This is a genomic window from Micrococcus sp. CH7, assembly GCF_001595485.1.
GTDB classification, from domain to species: Bacteria; Actinomycetota; Actinomycetes; order Actinomycetales; family Micrococcaceae; genus Micrococcus; species Micrococcus luteus.
Window position 1 is genome coordinate 1 of the sequence record NZ_LOSQ01000002.1, and the last position, 20,084, is coordinate 20,084.

The following is a 20,084-nucleotide window of genomic DNA, read 5'->3' on the forward strand; positions in this document are numbered from 1 at the left end:
GGGTTGTTGAGGAACTTCCATCCTGCGGGAGAGGTCCGCTCGTCTCATCTCAGCCCGGCACCCATGTCAAGAACCTCATGCCCCACAACAACTAGCTCTGACACATGCGCCTAGTGGGTATACCCGACTGGACGGTTTCTCAGACACACCCTAGCCGTGCGTGCGCCCGTAGGGGGCGCGCCAGGCCGATTCTTCTGCCCGAATGCGGGTGACCCACCCAGCGGGCACCCATGCCTGCAGCCGTTCGGTGCTGGGCGCCTCCTCCCAGGCGATCAGCACATGGGTGCTCGACCAGCGGGCAGCCATCGCATCGACCCGTCCCCGGTCGGGGAGCACGACCCGCACGTAGGGGGCGTCCTGGTAGAGCGCGGAGTAGACCTCCTCGGGGCTGCGGAAGGCCGGCGGCTCGTAGACCGGGATCACGACGCCGCGCGCGGGCCGCGGGCGGCGTCGTGGCGAGCCTTGCGGGCCGCGCGCATGCTGGCCTTCTGGGCCGGCTGCTCGTAGAGGACGAAGGCGGCCTCCCAGAGCAGCTCGGCGACGTCGGCGATCTCCTCGGGGGCGTACTGCACGCCGGCATGGATGCTGTCGTTGCCCACGACGCGGGACTCATGCAGGTCCTCCAGCACCTCGGCGTCCAGCCGCGGGGTCAGGCTGTTGATCTTGGCCTTGAGGTCCCGGCCGGTGCCGCCCTGGTCCTTGACCATCTCCTCGGTGGCCGCGCGGTAGAGGACGCCGGCGGCGCGCAGTGCCCCGGCGTCCTCGCAGATGCTGGCCTCCTCGTAGATCGAGGCGACGCCCGCTGGGGCGGCCTCGGGAAGCTGCCGCGGGGGCTTGGCCGGCACGATCATCGTCCGGGACGTCCGTTCCTCAGCGGTCATCGTCCGGTCGTCGGCCTCACGCTCCCTCGAGTGCTCGAGGAAGACGATGGTGCGATCGCAGAACTGGCAGCTGTAGACAAGGACCAAGTCCCTGGCCTGGCGCATCCTCTCGAGGTACCCGGTCGCACCCCCCTGAGCCGGGTCTGGCACGGGCTGGCGCGCGTAGTACGGATCCCAGGTCGGGCTCACCTGTGCCCGGCCGACGAGGTCGGCTGCCACGTGGTGTCCGCAGTGGGGGCAAAGGCCGGTGCCGTCGGTGAAGTCCTCGCTCATGCCGGGCAGTCTAGGGGCGGGCTCCGCGCGTCTGGGCCTGCTCACGCTGGGCCACACGCGCGCTGTGCAGCGCTCCGGGCCGGGGGGAGGTCTCGTGCTTGAAGGCCAGGTAGTCGACGACGTCAGGCTCGCACCAGAGCCGGCCGCGGGTGACCGGCTCGGGGAACTGGCGGTCGCGCTGGCGCAGGGAGCGGGCCGAGCGCTCAGCCACGCCCAGCAGCTCGTTGACCCGCGGCTCAGCGACCAGGCCGATCACCCGCGGGTCCAGGCCCGCCTCGTGCAGCTCGGTGGCCGCACTGGCCGCGCGGTGGCGCACGGCGGTGGTGGCCGCCTCGTAGGAGTTGGCCCCGGCCGCGCGGGCGAGGATGTCCAGCAGTGCCGCGGGGGGCCGGTAGGGGCCCTGGTGGGCGTGGGGGTCCAGGGCCTCGTCCCACCGGCGTGCCGGCGGGGCCGGCTTCTCGTGCTGATTCATCCCCATCGGGTGCGTCCTCCTCGTCGTCCCCACCGGCGGGCGCCGGCCTCATCCTGGGCCACGCGCTCCTCCTTGGAGCGCACGGCGTTGAAGCTGGTCACGGACAGTCCCACCAGCTGGCCCTGCGTGACGGCGTCGCGGGCGTAGCGGTCGCCCATCTGGGAGGCGATCCAGCCGCCCATGTCCCCGCCGTTGCGGTCGCGCACGTCGGAGACGACGTCGGCGGCCAGGTAGCCACCCTTGGAGCCGACGTCGAAGGTGCGGGTGCGGCCGCCGCCGATGTCCACGGTGGCGCGGATGTGCACGCGCTTGTCCTGGTGGCGGGCGCCGCGGGCGACGTTGACGATGGACATGCGGGCCGCGTGCAGGCCGGCCCCGCGCTCGGGCGATCCGACGGTCTTGGGCAGCTGGATCCGCACGATGCGGTTGCCGTCGGGCAGGTGGGTGGTCGTGGTGGAGTGGCGGGTCAGGGAGGGCCCGCGCCGGGTGTCCTTGGGGACCACGGTGGGCTTCTTGGCACCTCGCTTGGCTCGCACGGGCACGATCTTGCCGGCGGCGTTGCGTCGACGTCGGGGTGCCTTGGAGACGGCGCCGGTCTCGTGTAGCTCGGTCAGCGCGTCCCGGTAGGACTCGCCCGAGGTCTCCCCGCGGGCGATCTTCTGCATCATGCGCGGGGAGCGGTTCATGGCCGCGCCGAGTTCGGCCCAGGTGAGTCCGTAGGCCGAGCGCACCCGGGTGACGAGCTCGGCGGGGCTCAGCTGTGCCGGGTCACTCACCGTCGGCCTCCTGCTCGTCGTCGCCGGGCAGGTAGTCCGTCCCGTCGACGGGGGCGGCCTGCATCTCGTATTCGGAGTAGGCGGCGTCCACGCCCAGGCGCGCGGCCTTGGCGCGCAGCCTGTTGCGGGCGGTCTCGTCGGCGGGAATCTTCAGCGGTCCGGGGACGTAGCCCTGGAGGCGCATGCGTCCCACCCGGCCGTCATCACCGCCGCCACGCTCCTCGGTCAGGGACCAGGAGGGGACCTCGGTGGTGTAGATCGCGTCGCCGCGCACGCCCAGCAGGGTGCGGGCCGGCACGTGCAGGGCCCCGCCCTGGAGGCCACCGGCCATGGGTCCGGAGAGCATGCGCGCCCGGGCCCGGCCCCAGACCTGCACGGCGAACTCGGGGTGGTAGTAGCGCTGAGCCTGGCCATCGAAGCGCGGCTTGGTGGTCCAGATGAAGGCCTTGCCGTGCTGCTTGACGTCGGGGGCGTTGGCCGGGACCTCCTTGGGGTCGAAGGTGATGTGGGTCTGCACGCGCCCGCGGGCCGCGAAGTTGCCGATCGTGTTGATCAGGATCGAGCGCAGTGCCGCGGAGACGGCGGTCTTGATGATCTCGTCCATCAGCGGGTCGCCGGCGACGGCGGCGCGAGCCTTGACCAGGTTGTCCTTCCAGGTGTCCAGCGGGCGTGCACGCACGCGCCGGTCGCGGTCGCGGGCGCCGGGGACATCGGTGGTGAACGCGACGGACTCGATGGGGTCCAGCTGCCAGCCGTGGCGGGCGGCGACGAAGAACTCGGCGGCGTCGATCCAGGCGCTCCCGGTGGCGCCGGGGCGGTTGGGCCAGTACCAGCCCTCGGAAGCCTTCTCGTGCTGGACGCCGATCAGGCCGATGTGGTCCCAGGTGTCGGGGACCTTGAACTGCACGTGCACGCGAGCGCGGGCGTAGGGGTTCTCCCGGAGCATGTCCGCGGTGTCGTCGCGGCGCAGCCGGTACCCGGGGCCGATGCCCAGCTCACTGCACATGGCTCCGTACATGAAGCGGCCGTCGACGTAGGCGAAGCCGTCGATCTTGGGGGTCTTCGCCGGGTCGTGCAGGGGGATGCAGTCCGGGTGAGTGTCCGAGGAGGACCCGGCCACGAGGTGCTCGACGTGGTGCTGGCCGGAGGTGCGGTGCAGCTCCTCGGCGATGTCCTCGGTCAGCGGGTACGGCTCGAGGTTCTTCGGCAGGGTCAGGGCCCAGAGGTTGGCGCCGGTGGCGGTGGGGCTGTCCATGAGCTTGGCTCCGCGGAAGTGCGCACCGATGATGCCTTCGGTGGCCTGCCAGGCCAGGCGGGCCTGGTCCGGGCTTAGCGGGGCGTCGCCGAACCACCCGGAGACGAACTGCACCAGCATGCGCTTGCCGGTCTGGCGGTGCTCGAAACGGCCGGTGGCCGGGGAGCCGAGGTTGTGTCCTCCGTCGATCCAGCCGGGAGTCTGCACCAGCAGCCAGTGGCGCTTGCCCGGCGTGGCCACCGGGGTCTTGCCCGTGAAGAAGATCCGGTCCACACCGACGGCGGCCGCAGTGTCGAGCATGTCGGTGAGGTTCGGGTTCTTCCGACGCGGGCCGATCTTCGGCGGCACCGCCTGCCCGTTGTCCAACACGCCCCGGCCCGTGGTGTAGTCCGCCCACAGGTTCTTGCGGGCGGCGAGGTTGCGGTAGGCCACGGGGCGGAACGTGGTGGGGGTGTTGTCGCGCAGGCCAGCGCGCCCTCCGGGACGCTCGCGGTTGGAGTAGGCCATGGGGACCTCCGGTCGATCTGACAGTTAGGGCAACCCTACATTGCGCTAAGCCTCCTCGGTAGGGAGCAGGTCCAGCGCGTCGAGCTGGCCGGGCAGCACCGCGGGCGGGGACGTGTCGTGGAGATCGTCGGTGTCGCCGTCCGGGGTCGGTTGGCCGGCGTGGGCCAGCAGGGCGAGCTCGGCGGCCAGGGTGTGGGCGCCGCAGTGGCGGCTGCGGTGGCGGGCCAGGCGGCGACGGTCACCTGGCATGGGCCATCTCCGTCTCCAGGGAGCTGCGCCAGAGCGAGGTGTGCACCACGGTGGAGCCGGCGGCCATGGTCTGGCCCAGGTGGTGGGCGATGCCGCGGCAGGAGACGGACAGGTGGATGCCGACGGAGCGGCCCAGGCGGTGGATGCCCAGCAGGAGGTTCTCGGCGACGTCGGCCTCGTGCTCCCCGGCCGGGGCGAGGTCGGCCCAGCGCTGGCGCAGATGGGCGTAGTCGTCCAGGACGAGCACGATGGGCTGGAAGGGCTCGGGGCGCTCCTTGGCGAGGGAGGCGACCTCCACCAGGTGGTAGCGCTCGCGCATCAGCTCGCTGGCGGCACGGATGCGCTCGAGCTGGTCGCTGACGTCGGCGGTGACCACCTGCGCATACCGATGGTCCTCGACCTTGTCCAGCTCCCCGGGCAGGCCCAGGCCCCAGGCCTGCCAGCCCACGGAGACCGCGGCCTCCATGATCCCGCGCTGGATCACGCTCTTGCCGCTGTCGCGGTCGCCGATGATCAGCAGGTGACCCTGGCGGGGGTCCCAGAGCACGTGCTCGCCGGCCTCGACGGGGCCCACGTCGATCGTGGCCTGCACGTCGGCGGCCGGTGCGGCCTCCGGGGCCGGGGAGGCGTAGCGGTCGGGGAGGTAGCCGTCCCAGTGCTCCCCGGTGGCCTCGTCCACGGTGACCGGCGCGCTGGAGTAGCCCATCTTGCGCAGCTTCTCGACGGCCGCGGGGTCCTGGGAGACGTCGACGAGGGTGTGCGGGATCTTGTGGGCGCGCAGGTGGGCCTTCACGGCCATGCAGGGGCCACAGCCGGGGCTGGTGTAGATCGTGTACATGGGTGCTCCTCGGTCAGGGAGATGGTCGGGGCCATGGCCGGCCCTCACTTCCCATAAGGCCGGCATCCGGCGCTGATGTCCCTCCCCGTTCCGGGGTCAGCTTTCATGCGCCGGGTGCAGCAGCAACGCGTCGGCGGGGATCGTCGCGGTGTGCTCGAGGTGCCCGACCTCGAGGCCGGCGGCCAGCAGGGCCTGGACCGCGGGATGGTCCTCGGCCAGGTCCTGGAGGAGGACCAGGGGGACGTGTCGCGGAGATGCGGGCGGCGCCGCTTCCTCGGCCGGCGCGGCCGGCAGCGGCGACTCCGTCGCACCATCCGCGGCGAGGGTGCCTTCTGGCTCGGCTTCTGGCGTGGGTTGTGGTGTGGGGTCCAGGCCGGCCTTCCGTTGCAGGCGGGCGAGGTCGGCGTGGCGGGCCGGGGGCAGCTTGGCGGTCTCGAGCAGCTCGAGGGCGCTGGTGAGTCCGGTGTGGTCGCCGCTGGCGAGCCAGGTGGCCACGATCAGGCCCACGCGGCCGGCCTTGCCGGAGTCGTGGCCGGGGTCGCCGGGAACGGGGTGGGCCGCGGTGAGGTCGTCGAGCTGGGCGTGTTTGAGCCCGGCGGTGAGCAGGCCGGTCAGCGCACGGCGGTCGCGGGCGGAGAAGGTGCGGGGCACCTGGTCAGGATGCCAGGTAGCCCAGGACGGCGAGCAAGGCGAGCACGTGCCCGGCGACGAGGTACGGGGCCATGGGCACGCGGGTCTTGCGCTGGCCGCGCAGCAGGGCCGGGACCGCACCGAACAGGGCGGCGAGCACGTAGCTGGCCAGGATGGCCAGCACCCAGGCACCGGGACCGTGGACACCGATGGCCAGGGCGGCCACGGTGACGAGCTTGACGTCGCCCATGCCGGTGCCGCCGATCAGGTGCATCACCATCAGCACGACGGCGGCGATCACGGTGACCACCAGCCCCTGGAGGGCCCAGGCGCCGTATCCGGTGACCAGCAGGCCCACCGCGGCGCCGAGGTTGATGGCGCCCAGGGCGGCCACGGCCCAGTTCGGGATGAGCCGGTGGGCCCGGTCCACGCGCGCCATGTAGATGCCCAGGCAGGCCAGGGCGATCAGGGCGAGCGCGGCGTGGACCATGAGCACGGGCAGCCCGGCGACCGCGGCGCCGGTGATGCCCAGCAGGGCAGCCAGGGCCCCGCCGGGGCCGATCAGGGTGCGCACCGTCCGCGGCGGCACCGTGTAGGGCGCCGGCGCGGGGTCGGTGGCCGCGGGGGACGTGTCGTGGAGATCAGGCGACACGGTAGCCATGGGCCCGCAGCTCCTCGATCAGGGCGGTGGTTTCCACCTCGGGCTCGAGGTCCTCCTCGAAGGACTCCAGGTAGGAGTAGAGCTTCTCGATCAGGCGGGTGACCTCGGTGTGGTTGCCCGAGGCGGCCTCGGTGACCAGAGCGTCGCGCCAGGCGGCCTCGTTGGCGGGGTCGATCGCGCGGCCGACGCGGGCGGCCAGCTGGGCGTGCTCGCGGTGGCCGGCGGCCAGGGAGCGGGCCACGAGCTCGTGGGCGGCGTCGCAGATGGTCTGGACCATCTCCTGGACCAGGGTCTCGGTCCAGGCGACGTTGGAGGCCTTGGCGTGCTCGAAGGGCACTCCCCTCACCAGACGCATGGCGGCGACCAGGGCGGGGGTGGAGGCCTTCACGGGGTCATCGCCGATCAGGGACTGCACGACCTGCCAGTCGGTGAGCACGTCCTCGTGGACGCGGTAGCCCTCGCTGCCCACGGCGGGCAGGTAGGGGGTGCCGTCCGCGGCCTGGCCGAGCAGGCGGCGGGTCTGGCCGGTGAGCTTGTTGCGGTTGCTGGAGGCGGACTTGCCGTCGGAGCGCTGGGTGGGCCAGAACGCGGCGTGGACGGCCTCGGCGCTCGCGCCGGGGTGCAGGGCCAGGTAGGCGGCCAGGGCGACGCAGCGGGCGGTCTGGGTCGCCGAGACCTCGCCGGTGGCCGCGGTGACGGGGGCCTGGCCCTGGGCGCCGACGAGCTTGAGCTCGCCGAGCATCAGGATCATCGGGGCCTGGGTGGTGGCCTGCTCCAGCAGGTGTGCGGCGTCCAGGTCGATCTGCTTCTGCGGGTCGGTCGAGGCCAGCTGCTCGGGGGCGGCGTCCTTCTCGTCCTCGTCCTCCGCGGGGGACGTGTCGTGGAGATCGGTGGCCGCCTCCTGCTGCGCCGGCTCGGCGGTCGCGGCCGGCTCGGGCTCGGGCTCGGGCTCGGGCTCGGGCTCGGGCTCGGGCTCGGGCTCGGGCTCGGGCTCGGGCTCGGGCTCGGGGGCAGTCTCGGCGGGTCCTGCGGTCTCGGTGACTGCGACGACGGCCGGGGTCTGGTCCTGGGCCTCGGGGGTGATGTCCTCGGGCTCGGTCGGCACGGCGGCCGCCGCGGCCTGGTCCTGGCTCTCCTCGTCCTCGTCCTCGTCCATGGTGTCGTGCGGGGCGGGCGCAGGGGTCGGGGTGTGGCGGGCGGCCTGGGCGGCGAGCACGTCCTCCTCGTTCTCCTCGGCCGGATCGGTCTCGTCCTCGGCGGTCTCAGCGGCGGAGACCGCAGGCTCGGGGGTCAGGGGCAGGTCCTGGGTGTTCTCCTCCTCGTGGAGCATCTCCTCGAGATCGGCCACCGCGCTGAGGTGGGGGCGCTCGTCCAGGACGGTGTTGATGTCGATCGTGGCGGTCGTCCCACGGCCGGTGGAGCGGGGGTCCTCCAGGGCGGTGGCCAGCAGCTCCTTGATCCGCTCGCCCTCCTCGGGGGTGATCTTCTGCGGGCGCAGGTGCTGATTGACCGGGAGCAGGTCGGCGTGGTCCTCGTCCTCGAGGTTCAGGATCCAGTCGGAGGCCAGGGGGTTGGCGGTGGTGACCGCGGCGATGCCCAGCCGCGGGATGGCGCCGGCCAGGTCGGTGAGGCGACGAGCCTGGGCGGGGGTGGGCTCCAGGCCCAGCAGGACGATCTCGGGGCCGAAGGCCTCTTCCTGGTTGGCGGCGCGGGCCTGGTCGAGGGTGGCGGCGTCCTGCTCGTCGAGGGCGCGGCGGATGTCCTTGGCCTTGCCGTCGAGCTGGCCGATCAGCTGGTCCAGGTCGTCGATCTGGCGGACGCGGCCGTCGCTGACGACCTTGGCCAGGCCGTCGGCGACTCCGACGAGCGTGATGGTGACGTTCTCGGACCAGCTGGAGGTGGCCAGCTCCACGGCCATGGCATCGAGGACCTGGGTGGTCAGCTGGGGGTCGCCGTCGATGCCGAGGGTGCCCAGGCGCTCGAGGTCGAGCAGGACCTGGGAGCGAGTGTCGTCCTGGCCGACGGTGACCAGCGAGGGGTAGGGGGCAGCGGGCAGGTCGGGGTCGATGTCGATGGAGCCGGAGGCCAGCGTCCAGACGACGCCGTCGTCGGTCTCGGCCACGAAGGGCTCGGGCAGCTGCGCGGGGGCCATGAGGTAGAGGGCGATCTGCTCGGGCGAGACGCGCACGAGGAACAGCTCAGGCAGGTCCTGGCCGTTCTCGTGGGCCCAGCGGGCCAGCCAGCGCTGGACGACGTCGAGCTCCTCAGCCTGCTCGGGCTCGGCGACCACGCGCAGCTGGGTCTCCAGCTGCGCGGTCTGCTCCTCGGGCATGGGGACGGACTGGCCGGGCTGACGGCGGCGGCGCTGGAGCTGGCGGCGCAGGCCGACGATGCCCAGCAGTCCGGCCGCGGCGAAGGCGCCGATGCCGCCGATGGTGGCCCATGCGGGGACCTCCTCCGGGGCAGCCTGCTCCTGGTGGGAGGACAGATCGGCGGGGGCCGGCGCGGTCTGCGTGAACGCGCCGCCGGGGACGGCGGAGGGGCCCTCCTGCTCGGCGGGGGCCGTGGAGGGTGCCGCAGACACGGCCTCGCCGGGCAGCGGGTGCTGGGCGTCCTGGGCCGGCGTGGAGTCCGAGGCGGCGCTCGGGGCGGCGGCCGCCTCGGGGGCCGGCGTGGCCGAGTCGTCGGCAGGGGCGGAGGGTTCGGCCGACGCCGGTGCGGAGGGCGCCGCCGGGGCGGGGGCCTGCTGGGAGGGGGCCGGTGTCGCGGAGGTGGAGCCGGCGCCGGTGGGGCCATCGGGCAGCTCCACGGTCCAGCCGGTCATGATGAGGTCGGGATCGGTGAGGGTCTGGCCGTCGGCCTGGGGCGTGGAGCGCATCTGCTCGGCGAGCTCGCCCCACCGACTGCCCTGGCCCAACTCGTCCCGGGCGATGCCCCAGAGCGTGTCTCCCTCCTGCACGGTGTAGGTCCGCTCCCCCGCGGCGGCCGGGGTGTCCTGGGTCGTGTCCTGGGTGGTCTGGCCCTCCTGGGCCATGGCGACGGCGGCGGGAGCGGAGGCGGTGTCCTGTGGGGTCAGGGCGAAGGCGGGGCTGCCACCGCCGAGAGCGAGCACGGCGGCGATCAGCGCGCCGGCCAGGGCCTGCTGCGGGCGCAGCGCTCCGCCCAGGTTGGGGGTCTCGACGCGGCGGATGAGGCTGATCACCTCGACCACGAGCGAGTAGACGAAGGAGGCCCAGAAGCCCCACGCGATCAGGGGCAGCACGGTGCCCATCAGGAACGTGCCGCCGAAGTCGATGCCGGTCAGGGCCTGCTGGAGCTCGGCGGTGCTGGGGATGGGGTTGCCGACCAGCAGGATCAGGGCGGCGGGGATGCCGACCACCAGGGCGGTCAGGGCCAGCAGGGCCGCAAGGCCTTTGAGGGTGCGCATGGGGCGTGTCTCCGCTCGCGTGGGTAGAGGTCTTCACGGGGTAGAAGGCTGGGGCGGTCCCCCGATGTCCCTTCTAAGTTGATCTGAGGTCAGTTTAGGCGGTGAGGTGGGCCGCCTCAAGGCTGTCACGCTCCGCGCCACCTTGCCGGAACAGCATCCGCATGGCCGCCAGGGCCGCGATTCGATCCGGAGACTCCACTCCCGCGGCCGCCGCGCGCGCTCGCGCATCCGCCTGGCGATCCCGGTGCATCGCCTCGCGCGCCGCCTCCGCCCGCTCACGAGCTCGGGCAGAGGCTGAGGCGAGCACGAGCCCGCCGGGGTCCTTCCAGTGCTCCAGGCGCCACCGCAGGTAGCCGCGAGCTCGAGCGGCGTCCTGGCCGGCGTCCAGGCTGTGGAGCCGGTGCGCGCCCTGGGGGGTGTGGTCCAGGGCGTGGAGCAGGTCGGCCGGGGTCCAGCCGGCCTCGAGGAAGGGACGGATCAGCGAGCGGACGTCCCGGGCCGAGAGCACGCGCAGACCCAGAGCGCGATCCTGGACGGTGCGGGCGGCGGCCAGCTGCTGACGACGGGTGGCCACTGCACGGTTGCAGGGCCAGAGCTCGACGAGTCCGCGGTCGCGCGCGTGCGTGGTTCCTCTACGAGTTCTAGTAAGTGAATCCTCTAGCGAGGAAGGGTGCCAGTTTTTCTCCACAGCCCCACGGATCCGACGCTGACCTGCACGCTCCCGTGCTTCGGCCGCGGCGTCGGCACGGTGCCTGGCGAGGATCTTCTCCACGTCCAGGTGGGCGGTGCAGCACAGCACGTAGACCGCCGCCTCGTTGATCCGCTTGCCACGCTCGTCCGGGGTCGCGTAGGCGGCAGAGCGTCCGGCAGCGACGCGTCCGATCACCCCGTGTCGCATCAGCCAGGCGATGGCCGCGGTCACCGTCGAGGCGCTCCGGCCGATCATCTTCGCCAGGCGCTTGTGCCCGGGACGGGAGATCATCTTCGACCAGTCCGCGCAGGCCGCCAGCGCACCCACCAGAGATTCCATCAGCCGCCGACGGGTCCGGGAGAGGCCCTGCCAGGCAGGCAGTGCCCGCAGGGCGGGAACGGCGTCGCCCAGGTGCTCCAGACGCCGGGAGCCGGCGGGCACCGCGGCCAAGATCACGTCGATGTCGCCCTCCCGGGCACGCGAGGGCCGGCGCCAGTTCTGACGGCACGGATTCGTGATCCGACCCCGCACGGGCCGGGCCGGCTTCCGGCGATGACGCAGCAGCCGGGCGAGGGTGGACTCCCCCAGGCACGGCGCCGAGGACACGGCCGACGGGAGGGGGGACGTGTCGCGGAGAGGGATTTTGGGTAGACTTGGGCACGACAAGAGCGACGTACCTCCTTCCAGGGAGGGACAGAGCCGGATCCCTTGGCGGGGATCCACCCGAGATCGAGAGCTTCACTGGCGAGTGAGAAGCAGCTCTCGAACAACTGAAATCTTCAGACCGGCACCCTTGGCGGGGTGCTAGTCGCAAGAAGGCGGTTCCGTTGGCGCGGGGCCGCCTTCTTGCATGCTCAGGCGATCTTCACGTCGAAGGCCTCCTGTCCGTTCGACTCGGGGACCTCGTTGGCGTCGAGGTCGGCCAGGATCAGGGATGCGACGTAGTCGGTGACGGTCTCGCCCCGGTAGTCCACGCGGGCGTGCAGCTTCTCCTCGTAGGACCTGGGGAGCTTCGTGGTCACGCTGAAGCGGTCTCCCTTGGACGGGCGACCGCCAGTGCGCCTGGTGGGGCGAGGGTTCGACGGGGGCGTGCGCATGGTCACAGAGTATCCCAATCCGATTCGTCCGAGCCTGCATCTGGAAACAACACGCCGGGGCAGACCAAAGGCCTGCCCCGGCGCGCACGTTACGGCCGCACGTTCAGCGCCTGGAACTCGCCGATCCGCACGTCCTGCGAGGAGCGCGTGAGGGTCTCGATCACCCCGGACTGGCCCTGGGCGGTCCACTCCACGGACCATGTCGTGATCGCCGTGACCTTGTAGGTGGGGTTGGACATCTTCATGTACGTGTGCCCGCAGTCCGGGGACTCCTGCTTGCCGAAGCGGTCCTCGTAGACGGTGCCGGGACCGTCGCAGACCACCTGCGTCCCATCGCCCATGTCCCAGGTGACGTGCACCGGCCGCGCCGTGGCCTGCACGGCGATCCCGTTCACGTCCTTGGAGACCGTGTACGGCCCCCACGCCTGCGGATCGTCAGGGTTCCCGACCCACATCCACGCCGGCAGACCCACAGCACCCGTGCCGTTTTCCGCCACCGGGTACGGCACCATGCCGATCTCGATGCCCTTGAGCTGCATCTCCTTCACGACTGTCTGGGCGGCCTGGCGGATCTCCCCCGGCCCGGCCTGCGTGGAATCCATCCAGCGCGTCTTCACTGGCTGACCGAGCGTCAGCCCATCGCTCGGGTTGCACTGCTCCCACGCGCCCCGTTCTGGATCCTTGCCCGCCGGCGGAGTCGGCTGCGGCGACATGTTCACCCACACGCAGTCATTGACCGGGTCGTAGTTCACGTCACAGCGGTACGGGACGCTGTCGCCAGGCAGAGGCTCGTTGATCTCGCAGAAGTTCGCCCGCTTCGGGGCCTTCCCGTCCCGGCCCAGCACGGGCTGCGCGTTCTGTCCCTTACCCGGCACCGTGGCCTCCACCAGGCAGCTAGAACCCGTGCTGCCTGCACGGCATCGCCCATCAGCGGTCGTCCCCGTGGCCTGGGCCGCTGCCCCCGTCGCGCCGACGAGAGCGCTCGCGGTCAGAACCCCCGCGGCCGCCATGGCGGCCCACCTGTTACGGGTCAGCACGAGGTCTCCTCCGGTCCGTTCAGCGGAGGCAGCTCGCTGGAGACGACGCTCCAGACGCCGTCGTCCTCGTTCCAGAGCACCGCGTACTTCACGATGAACCGCTGCGTGGCGCCGGTGTCCACAGGCTTGCCATCCTTGCCGGTGATCTTCACACCCGAGTTGTCCTCGCACACGCGCAGGTTCACCGAGGCGTTCTCGACCAAGGTGCCATCAGCATGGACGGACGGGCCCGCCAGGCCGTCGATCAGCTCCACCTTCGAGGCGCCCCGGTAGGTGGCCCCCGTGGCGAGCGTCTTCTCCACGTTGGCCTTCTGCTGAGTCAGCTCGCCCTGCTGTGCCGCCACGGACAGGCGATCCGCGTTCTTCGCGTCACCGCTGTTCAGCACGTCCGACGAGACCGTGTAGAGCAGCTCAACCGCCTTGAACGCGCTCGCCTTCGCCTCCTCCTGGCCCCCCGGCTTCTTCGAGGTGACCGGCTTGTACTCCGGCAGCGCAGACGACGACGCGCTCGTCGAGCTCGAGGAAGCGGAGGACGAAGACACGTTCGCGGACGACGACCCGTCCTCGATCGGCGCAAGCGAAGACTGCGAGGCGCTCGCGGACGTGGAGTTGCCACCCGGCGTGCCACCGCCGTTGCAGCCGGTGAGCGTGAGCGCCAGAGCCAGGACGGCTCCGGTGTATGCGGTGGTCTTGGTGACGCGGCTCATGGTGTCTCCTTGCGGTCAGCGGGTGTTCGAGTGGATCTGGGCGGTGCCCTGGCCGTGGCCGGTCAGGACGCCGGTGGGGATGAAGCGTGGGGTGTAGGGGACGTCGACGTCCACAGTGACCTTGGTGGGGGTGACGTTGACGGTGCCGGTGGCTCCGGCTTCGGCGATCATCCCCTGGGCGGCGCGCGCGGCGGCCGCTCTGTCCAGGGTGATGTCCTCGCCGCGGGCGGCTCCGGCCGTGGTGCCAGCGTTGGCGCCGGCGCGGGCGGCCTGGTGGGCGATGGTGACGGCCTCCTCGGAGGCGCGCACCTTGCCGTTCCAGTCGATGCCGATGCCGAAGCCGACGAGCACGATGATGGGGACGAGCATCAGGACCAGCAGGGAGGACTCTCCGTGCTCGCGGCCGAGCCAGGCGCGGAAGCGGGCGATCATGCTCAGCCCCTCTCTCGATAGGTGTCCACGGGGGACGTGGCGTCGGCGGTGATGGTCCAGGACCCGGGAGTGCCGGGGATGGCCAGGTCGGAGAGCGGCACCGTGCAGGTGATGGTGGCGGAGACGGACCCGGGGATGCCGGGGGCGTTGCGCAGGGCGGAGGTGTCCAGCGTGATGTTCTGGGAGCCGCACGTGAAGTCGGTCTGGTCCAGGGTCATGCGGGCGGACTGGCGCGCATTGGACTCGGCCTGGCCGGGGTTGCGGGCCAGGGTGGCCTCGCGGGCGGCGACGCCGGCCGCCGACTCGATGGAGGTCTGTGCTGCTCCGATGCGGCCGCCCATGACGGCGATGGCGATGAGCAGTCCGATGGCCGGAGCCACGATGAGCAGCCCGACGCCGGACTCGCCGCGCTCATCACGCAGCCAGGCCAGGGACGTGTCGCGGAGGTTCACTTGACCACCCTCTCGACGGGCCCGGTCACGGACCGGGAGACGGACGGGCTGATCCACTGCCCGGTGTAGGCCGGCGCGGTGCCGGTGACGGTGACGGTCATCCGCTCCCCGGTGGTGCTGATGTTCACGGAGGCGCCCTGGAGGGTGCCCGAGTGCTGGGAGATGACCTGCTGGGCGGCCGCCTGGCCCTCGGCGCTCGAGCCGCCCATGACTCGGGAAGTTGCGTAGGCCGCGTTGGCCGCGGACTGGGCCACGGTCGAGGCCTGGTAGTAGGCGCCGGCCTGGGGGACGAGGAACACGAGCAGGAGGGCCACCGGCACGATCAGCAGCGAGGCGATGTTCGAGGAACCCGTCTCGTTGCGTGCATGGGCCTCGAGGTGCGCTCGAAGCGGTGCCGTGATGTTCATGGTGACCCCCCTGCTCGTGGTGTTCCGTCCCTGGCTGGTCTAGTCAGCCCAGCTCGCCGACCTTGTTGGTAGCGAAGGTGTTGATGCCGGCCCAGACCAGGGCGGCCAGCACGACGGCGGCGAGCACGCCGAGGATGATCTCGATGGTCTCGGCGCCGGCCTCGTCCTCGTGCTTGTCCTGGATCCAGGCGCGGAGGATCAGGTACTGCTGCATCAGCTTGTTCATGGTGAGTCCCCTCGTGTGGTGGAAATGGCCTCGGGACGGTCCCGATGCGGGTGGGTGGGTGGATGGGAGATCACGATCTCCGGGAGGAGCTCGCGCGTCTCACGCGCTCATCAGCGTCAGCATCAGAGGGGTGAGGACGATTAGCGTGAACATCAACGCGATGAACATGATGATGTTCTTCATGCGGCCGGAAGCCTCATTCTCACGGGCTGCCTCGGCGTTGAGCATCCGCACGCGCATGTTGCGACCCAACGCGCGCAAAGGCTCGTAGACGCTGGCCCCATTGTCTCCGCTCAGGCGCATGATGCGGGCGGCATCGGTGAGCTCGGGGACGTGGAGCTGCGTGGCCAGGGTCTCCAGGGCGGTCCAGGGCTGGACCTTGGTGAAGCGAGCCCGGACCAGTTCCTGACGGATCCGCTGGAAAGCCCAGGTGTCGCCGATGGCGGCTGCGTTTTCCAGAGCCACCGTGGGCTGGGCGTTGCGGCCGCGCTCAGAGGCCAGCAGCTCGACGAATACCGCGACCGCGCGTGCGAAGTCAGTGCGTGCCTTGGTCGCTCGCTTGCGGGCGGCCGAGTCAGGTGCCAGCCAGGCGACGGCGGCGACGAGCAGGCTGATCAGCAGGGACAGCCACAGCGGCAGGGAGTAGAGCACCTGTGCGGCCACGCTCAGGGCGAGGCAGACCACGAACACGAGTGTGGCGCCGTAGATCTTGGCCCAGGTGTGGCGGCTGCGGGTGGTGCCCAGGATGTCCAGGTCGGCGTCGGTGAGGCCGTTGACCAGGGCCGGCGGCAGCGTGCGCATCGTCCACTGCGAGGCCCGCTCCTGCCAAGAGAGCGCGCCGCCTCCGGAGGTGCTGGTCACGATGCCGTCGAAGGCCGCCGCGCGCAGGCGCGGACGCTGGGGCAGCAGGGGCCAGATCAGCGCGGTCGCGGCCAGGCCGAACAGCATGCCGGCGATGATGATCATCATCATGACGAGCTCCTAGCGGTCAGCAGGCGGACCTGCGGCGGCGGGGCTACCACGCGGGTCATCCAGATGATGAGCCCTGCGGTGACCAGAGCCAGGACGAGGTAGAGCGCCTGGCCCAGCGGGGTCTGGTAGGCGGCCATGGGCCCGCCCATTCCGGGGACCAGGCACAGGGAAATCACCACGATGGTGATCACGATGCGGGCCTCACGGCGGGCGCCGGCGCGGTCGGCGTAGATGGCCCGGCGCTTGGAGACCTCTTCCTCCACGGAGGTGGAGAGGTCGTCCAGGGCGTTCGCCAGGCCCTGGCCGCGCTGATTGGCGGCCAGGATCAGCTGCATGACGACCAGGTCGCCGGTCTGGTCTCCCCATTCCAGGCCCAGGCGCTTGAGGGCGTCTGCGGTAGGCCAGCCGGCCTTGATGCGGGCATTCATCGTGGCGATCTCGTCCCGGATCAGGTCGCCGGCGTTGGGCATGGAAGCGGCCAGTGCGGTCTCCAGGGAGGTTCCTGCGACGATCAGGCCGGAGAGCGAGCGCGTCCACATCTCCATCTGCGCCAGCTTCTCGATCTGGGCCGATCCCCCGCCGGAGCCGAAGGCCAAGCGCAGGAGGATGACGGCGCCGGGCAGGGCGACGAGGTAGACGAGCAGGCCGGTGAACAGCGCAATGAAGAAGCCCACGGCGGCGGCGATGCCCACCATGATCCACGTGTTGCGGTCCATGCGGCGGCCGAGTCCCTTGAGGGCGGTGAGCCAGCGCGGATCGGGTGCAGGGGCCTTGGGAGGGGCGGGCCAGAGCCAGTTCACGGCAGCCATGCCCAGGCCGAGGATGCCCAGGGCAAAGCTCAGAGGGAGCAGGAGCGAGCTCATCGGGCACCTCCGGCCAGGCGCAGCAGGTCGAAGCCGGTGCGTTCGAGATCGTTGCGCAGGCGGTTGTCCACGGGAGGGGCCACGGGCACGGCGTTCTCGTCGCCGGGACCCATGCGGAACAGGTCGGCCACCGAAATGCCCTTGTCGGTGTCGCCGGGCAGCACCTCGGAGATCGAGATGATCTTGCGCTTCACCGAGCCATCGGGCTGAGGCACCTTGCGCATCTGCACGACGACGTCGATGTGGTAGCCCAGCTGGCGAGCCATGTAGGTCTCGGAGAACTCGTTCATGCCCAGGCCGACCAGACGGCGCACGGCCTCCTCGCCGGAGTAGGCGTGGACGGTGCAGTAAGTTCCCGCGCCGGTCTGCATCGCGGAGATCATCGCGCCGATCTCCGAACCGCGGACCTCGCCGACCAGGATGCGTGCGGAGTTCAGACGCAGGGCCTTCTCCATGGCCATGGTCAACGTGTACTCGCCGATGGTGCTGCCGTCGGCGGCGCGCTCGCCCGATCCGGGGCGAGCCTGAAGCTCGATCGGCGGGACCAGGCGAGAGTCGAGCCGGTCCAGGTGCAGCTCGCGCTCCTTCTCGATGGTCACGATCTGCTCCAGCGGGCCGATCTTCTCCGCCAGGGCGCGCATCAGGGTCGTCTTGCCGTCGCCGCCGAAGCCGCTGATGACGATCGTCTTGCCGGCCTGCACGAGCGCCGTGAGGAACTCGGCGGCCAGGGGGCTCAGGGTGCCGTTGTCGACCAGCTGCTCCAGGGTGATGTTCACCAGCCGATGGATGCGGAATACGGCGGTGGGCCGCGTGGAGACCGGGCGGGCGGTGGCGGCCAGACGGACCGAGCCCATCAGGTCCATGTCCAGGTCGGGGTGGGCCGCAGAGAAGGGGCGGGACTCCTCCCCCGCGTTCGCGGCGAGGAACTGGAGCTCGGCCATCATCTGCTCATCGGTCTCGAAGACGGGAGGGCGGCGCTCCATGCTGCCGCCGGCCTTCTCCACCCAGACGTGGTCGGAACCGATCATGTGGATGTTCTCCACCCCGGGCTCGTCCACGAGTGCCTGGAATCGGCCCAGACGGAACATCGCATCGAAGGTGGCCTGGCGCAGTGCCGCCTGCTCTTCGGCAGTCCATGCGGCGTCGCGGCCGCCGGTCTGCACGTTCTCACGCATCTGCTCGATGATCGCGCGGTCGATGTGCCGCCAGCCCATGGCGTGCAGCTCGCTCTCGGGCAGGTCGATGCGGTCGGCGGTCTCCTCGGCGTGCCAGTCCACGGCCTTGGCGCGCAGCACGTCGACGATCGACCAGAAGCCCGTCAGCTCCGTGGTGTTGCTCGGCCGGGCCGGGGCGCTCTGCTCGGCCTGCGGTGCCGGCTCGGGCACAGCAGTCAGCGGCCGGGACAGCCCGGGCAGCTCAGCGGAATCGGTGGGAGACGGGGTAGTGCCCAGCGGGCGAGCCAGGTGAGCGCCGGCGGAGGCGGGGATCAGGGACGGCCGGGCCGGCTTGGCCGGGGTGCTCTCGGTCAGGAACGGGAGGTTGAGCAGGTCCAGGGACATGTCGGGGGTCTGATCCTTCATCGCTGCTCTCCTCCGGTCTCGGTGGGCATGTCCGCCTCGATGAGCTGGCGGCGGGCCATCAGCGCGTCCGCGAGGGAGGCGTTGGCGGCACCGATGGCCCGCGTGTAGGAACGCAGCCTCCAGGACGTCGCCTGGGCGCCCCCGCCGAAGTGAGCGCCGGCTTCCGGGCTCTGGGGAAGGCGTCCACGCACCGGCAGGCCCAGCACCTTGGAGATGTCCTTGGAGGGGAACTCCTGGGCTCGATCTTCGACCACGAGCAGGGAGGACGTGTCCACTGCCCCCGCGGTAGCGCGGGCCTCCAGCACGGCCGGCAGATAGGCACGCGCCGCGGCCACGGAGACCAGGTCGCTGCGCACCACGACGCTCAGGTGGTCGCTGTCACGCCAGAGCGCCTCCCGTCCGTGGGCGTTCTCGGAGCGGCCAGCGTCGACGATCACGTCGATGTCCTGGCCAGAGACGGCGCGCAGAGCCATCATCAACTCCGGCCAGAGGCCCCGCATGGATCGCGCGGCCAGCGGCTCGGACATGGCGGGCAGGAGCCAGCGGGAAGGCTGGCCAGCGTCCTGGCCCGTTCCCAGGTCGACGGCGTAGTCCCAGATGTCCTGCTCCGTCAGGGCCTGTCGCATGGAGTTGTGGGCGATGCCCATCAGGCCGCTGTCGGCCGGCATGCTGCCCTGCAACCACCCGGCGAGCACGGATGAGGGCTTGCTGACGTCGGCCTCCACGAGCAGCACAGGGCGCGGCCACTGCAACGTCATGGCCACGGCCGTGGTGCTCACCCCCGGGCTGACGCCGAAGGCCGCAAGGGTCAGGATGCTCACTTCTGCGCTCCCTGCATGATCACGCTGGCGGTGCCGGCGGCACCCCAGGTGGCGACCTTCTGGGCGTCAGCCTGCTTCACGCGCAGATCCACGGTGGTCTTCCCGCTGTTCTGGTCATGGTGGCTGGCCTCGACCACGGCCGCGACGGGGTCGTGATTCTGGTTCTCGTCACCGGCCTTGGTGTTCTGGTTGCCCGGGGTGAAGAGGACCTGGACGTGATCTCCTGCGGCCATCTCCCGGGCAGGCAGGCGCCCGACCTCCAGAGCCAGGCCCACCAGCGATTCGCCGTCCTCCACACCCAAGGACGTTGCCGTGGACGTGCGCGTGATGGTGCTGCCCGGCTGGAGGTCGGTCGTGGCCACCTGCCCCTGGATCTGCTGGGCCTCGGTCGCGGGGACCAGCACGCTGGGGTCGCCGGCCACGCGCACGGACGAGAGCATGGAGGACTCGATCTTCTGCCCTCGCTCCACGGGAGCGTTCACCACCAGGTAGGGCTTGGCCTCGTTGGCCTGGGTCCCCACGAACGCGCCGAGGCCGCCCAGGGCAGCCAGGGCGACGGCGACAGCCACACCGCCCACGCGGCGCTTGGCCACCGGCGTCGGCGCAGGACGGCCCACGGGAGCCGCCGCGCTGGAGCCGGCCTCGCTGACGCGCGGGTTCTCGGTGGGGGTCACCTTGGGCGACCGCTTTCTCAGAGCCACCTTGGCCTGCCTTTCTCGCTACTGGGGGGACTGCACGGGGAGCGTATCAAACCTGCCAGCCGTGATGGCAGGTGGCTTGGTCCTTCACCAGACATAAAGCCCGGACCGCCCCCTCATGTCCCTCTGTAC

The 20,084-nt window shown here is 71.2% G+C and carries 23 protein-coding genes; all 23 read right to left on the bottom strand.

Annotated features, from left to right (window positions below):
* Nucleotides 1–150: 150 nt before the first annotated feature.
* Nucleotides 151–423 (bottom strand): hypothetical protein, encoded by a 273-nt coding sequence (locus tag AUV08_RS00560; protein WP_061867637.1) that lies wholly within the window; start codon nt 421–423, stop codon nt 151–153.
* Entirely contained in the window at nt 420–1,154 is a 735-nt protein-coding gene (locus AUV08_RS00565; RefSeq protein WP_061867636.1) for a DUF4145 domain-containing protein, read from the bottom strand. The genes AUV08_RS00560 and AUV08_RS00565 overlap by 4 nt, the downstream gene beginning before the upstream one ends.
* Nucleotides 1,155–1,164: 10 nt before the next feature.
* Nucleotides 1,165–1,632, bottom strand: a complete 468-nt coding sequence (locus AUV08_RS00570; RefSeq protein ID WP_061867635.1) for a hypothetical protein — start codon at nt 1,630–1,632, stop codon at nt 1,165–1,167.
* On the bottom strand, nt 1,623–2,402 hold the full coding sequence (locus tag AUV08_RS00575; RefSeq protein WP_031943847.1) for a hypothetical protein: 780 nt from the start codon (nt 2,400–2,402) through the stop codon (nt 1,623–1,625). The genes AUV08_RS00570 and AUV08_RS00575 overlap by 10 nt, the downstream gene beginning before the upstream one ends.
* A complete protein-coding gene (locus AUV08_RS00580) occupies nt 2,395–4,164 on the bottom strand; it encodes a hypothetical protein (RefSeq protein WP_084776579.1) in 1,770 nt (589 codons plus the stop codon). Before AUV08_RS00580 ends, AUV08_RS00575 begins: the two co-directional genes overlap by 8 nt.
* A 45-nt stretch (nt 4,165–4,209) precedes the next feature.
* The gene (locus AUV08_RS00585; RefSeq protein ID WP_061867632.1) at nt 4,210–4,413 is read right to left on the bottom strand and encodes a hypothetical protein; all 204 of its coding nucleotides are present in this window, start codon (nt 4,411–4,413) and stop codon (nt 4,210–4,212) included.
* On the bottom strand, nt 4,403–5,251 hold the full coding sequence (locus AUV08_RS00590; protein WP_061867631.1) for a glutaredoxin family protein: 849 nt from the start codon (nt 5,249–5,251) through the stop codon (nt 4,403–4,405). Before AUV08_RS00590 ends, AUV08_RS00585 begins: the two co-directional genes overlap by 11 nt.
* A gap of 96 nt (nt 5,252–5,347) precedes the next feature.
* On the bottom strand, nt 5,348–5,902 hold the full coding sequence (locus AUV08_RS00595; RefSeq protein WP_061867630.1) for a hypothetical protein: 555 nt from the start codon (nt 5,900–5,902) through the stop codon (nt 5,348–5,350).
* A gap of 4 nt (nt 5,903–5,906) precedes the next feature.
* Nucleotides 5,907–6,542 carry an A24 family peptidase gene (locus tag AUV08_RS00600; protein WP_157571200.1) on the bottom strand — a complete coding sequence of 212 codons (636 nt, stop codon included), beginning with the start codon at nt 6,540–6,542 and terminating at the stop codon, nt 5,907–5,909.
* A complete protein-coding gene (locus tag AUV08_RS00605; RefSeq protein ID WP_061873035.1) occupies nt 6,523–9,969 on the bottom strand; it encodes a BTAD domain-containing putative transcriptional regulator in 3,447 nt (1,148 codons plus the stop codon). The genes AUV08_RS00600 and AUV08_RS00605 overlap by 20 nt, the downstream gene beginning before the upstream one ends.
* Before the next feature lie 94 nt (nt 9,970–10,063).
* Complete coding sequence (locus AUV08_RS00610; protein WP_061873036.1) at nt 10,064–11,116, bottom strand: hypothetical protein; 1,053 nt, start codon at nt 11,114–11,116, stop codon at nt 10,064–10,066.
* 398 nt (nt 11,117–11,514) lie between these two features.
* Nucleotides 11,515–11,682, bottom strand: a complete 168-nt coding sequence (locus tag AUV08_RS11895; RefSeq protein WP_157571201.1) for a hypothetical protein — start codon at nt 11,680–11,682, stop codon at nt 11,515–11,517.
* A 164-nt stretch (nt 11,683–11,846) separates the two neighbouring features.
* Nucleotides 11,847–12,632: a hypothetical protein gene (locus AUV08_RS00615; protein ID WP_135019327.1), complete on the bottom strand. Its 786-nt coding sequence runs from the start codon at nt 12,630–12,632 to the stop codon at nt 11,847–11,849.
* Nucleotides 12,633–12,787: 155 nt separating this feature from the next.
* Nucleotides 12,788–13,501: a hypothetical protein gene (locus AUV08_RS00620; protein ID WP_061867360.1), complete on the bottom strand. Its 714-nt coding sequence runs from the start codon at nt 13,499–13,501 to the stop codon at nt 12,788–12,790.
* A 15-nt stretch (nt 13,502–13,516) separates the two neighbouring features.
* The gene (locus tag AUV08_RS00625) at nt 13,517–13,933 is read right to left on the bottom strand and encodes a hypothetical protein (RefSeq protein WP_049159529.1); all 417 of its coding nucleotides are present in this window, start codon (nt 13,931–13,933) and stop codon (nt 13,517–13,519) included.
* A gap of 2 nt (nt 13,934–13,935) precedes the next feature.
* Nucleotides 13,936–14,385: a TadE/TadG family type IV pilus assembly protein gene (locus tag AUV08_RS00630; RefSeq protein WP_031943860.1), complete on the bottom strand. Its 450-nt coding sequence runs from the start codon at nt 14,383–14,385 to the stop codon at nt 13,936–13,938.
* The gene (locus tag AUV08_RS00635; RefSeq protein WP_031943861.1) at nt 14,382–14,792 is read right to left on the bottom strand and encodes a hypothetical protein; all 411 of its coding nucleotides are present in this window, start codon (nt 14,790–14,792) and stop codon (nt 14,382–14,384) included. The genes AUV08_RS00630 and AUV08_RS00635 overlap by 4 nt, the downstream gene beginning before the upstream one ends.
* 43 nt (nt 14,793–14,835) lie before the next feature.
* Entirely contained in the window at nt 14,836–15,018 is a 183-nt protein-coding gene (locus AUV08_RS00640; protein ID WP_061867359.1) for a hypothetical protein, read from the bottom strand.
* A 99-nt stretch (nt 15,019–15,117) separates the two neighbouring features.
* Complete coding sequence (locus AUV08_RS00645; protein WP_061867358.1) at nt 15,118–15,990, bottom strand: hypothetical protein; 873 nt, start codon at nt 15,988–15,990, stop codon at nt 15,118–15,120.
* Nucleotides 15,987–16,853, bottom strand: coding sequence for a type II secretion system F family protein (locus AUV08_RS00650; RefSeq protein WP_061867357.1), 867 nt, complete (start codon nt 16,851–16,853; stop codon nt 15,987–15,989). Before AUV08_RS00650 ends, AUV08_RS00645 begins: the two co-directional genes overlap by 4 nt.
* A complete protein-coding gene (locus AUV08_RS00655) occupies nt 16,850–18,433 on the bottom strand; it encodes a CpaF family protein (RefSeq protein WP_061873037.1) in 1,584 nt (527 codons plus the stop codon). The genes AUV08_RS00650 and AUV08_RS00655 overlap by 4 nt, the downstream gene beginning before the upstream one ends.
* Nucleotides 18,430–19,254 (bottom strand): hypothetical protein, encoded by an 825-nt coding sequence (locus tag AUV08_RS00660; RefSeq protein ID WP_031943866.1) that lies wholly within the window; start codon nt 19,252–19,254, stop codon nt 18,430–18,432. Before AUV08_RS00660 ends, AUV08_RS00655 begins: the two co-directional genes overlap by 4 nt.
* Nucleotides 19,251–19,955, bottom strand: coding sequence for an SAF domain-containing protein (locus AUV08_RS00665; protein ID WP_084785986.1), 705 nt, complete (start codon nt 19,953–19,955; stop codon nt 19,251–19,253). Before AUV08_RS00665 ends, AUV08_RS00660 begins: the two co-directional genes overlap by 4 nt.
* Between the last annotated feature and the right edge of the window lie 129 nt (nt 19,956–20,084).

What these genes read in the sequence shown, in the direction of transcription:
- AUV08_RS00565 (WP_061867636.1), bottom strand. Translation starts at nt 1,154, where the DNA reads ATGAGCGAGGACTTCACCGACGGCACCGGCCTTTGCCCCCACTGCGGA.
- AUV08_RS00570 (WP_061867635.1), bottom strand. Translation starts at nt 1,632, where the DNA reads ATGGGGATGAATCAGCACGAGAAGCCGGCCCCGCCGGCACGCCGGTGG.
- AUV08_RS00580 (WP_084776579.1), bottom strand. Translation starts at nt 4,164, where the DNA reads ATGGCCTACTCCAACCGCGAGCGTCCCGGAGGGCGCGCTGGCCTGCGC.
- AUV08_RS00585 (WP_061867632.1), bottom strand. Translation starts at nt 4,413, where the DNA reads ATGCCAGGTGACCGTCGCCGCCTGGCCCGCCACCGCAGCCGCCACTGC.
- AUV08_RS00590 (WP_061867631.1), bottom strand. Translation starts at nt 5,251, where the DNA reads ATGTACACGATCTACACCAGCCCCGGCTGTGGCCCCTGCATGGCCGTG.
- AUV08_RS00600 (WP_157571200.1), bottom strand. Translation starts at nt 6,542, where the DNA reads ATGGCTACCGTGTCGCCTGATCTCCACGACACGTCCCCCGCGGCCACC.
- AUV08_RS00605 (WP_061873035.1), bottom strand. Translation starts at nt 9,969, where the DNA reads ATGCGCACCCTCAAAGGCCTTGCGGCCCTGCTGGCCCTGACCGCCCTG.
- AUV08_RS00620 (WP_061867360.1), bottom strand. Translation starts at nt 13,501, where the DNA reads ATGAGCCGCGTCACCAAGACCACCGCATACACCGGAGCCGTCCTGGCT.
- AUV08_RS00625 (WP_049159529.1), bottom strand. Translation starts at nt 13,933, where the DNA reads ATGATCGCCCGCTTCCGCGCCTGGCTCGGCCGCGAGCACGGAGAGTCC.
- AUV08_RS00635 (WP_031943861.1), bottom strand. Translation starts at nt 14,792, where the DNA reads ATGAACATCACGGCACCGCTTCGAGCGCACCTCGAGGCCCATGCACGC.
- AUV08_RS00640 (WP_061867359.1), bottom strand. Translation starts at nt 15,018, where the DNA reads ATGAACAAGCTGATGCAGCAGTACCTGATCCTCCGCGCCTGGATCCAG.
- AUV08_RS00645 (WP_061867358.1), bottom strand. Translation starts at nt 15,990, where the DNA reads ATGATGATGATCATCATCGCCGGCATGCTGTTCGGCCTGGCCGCGACC.
- AUV08_RS00650 (WP_061867357.1), bottom strand. Translation starts at nt 16,853, where the DNA reads ATGAGCTCGCTCCTGCTCCCTCTGAGCTTTGCCCTGGGCATCCTCGGC.
- AUV08_RS00655 (WP_061873037.1), bottom strand. Translation starts at nt 18,433, where the DNA reads ATGAAGGATCAGACCCCCGACATGTCCCTGGACCTGCTCAACCTCCCG.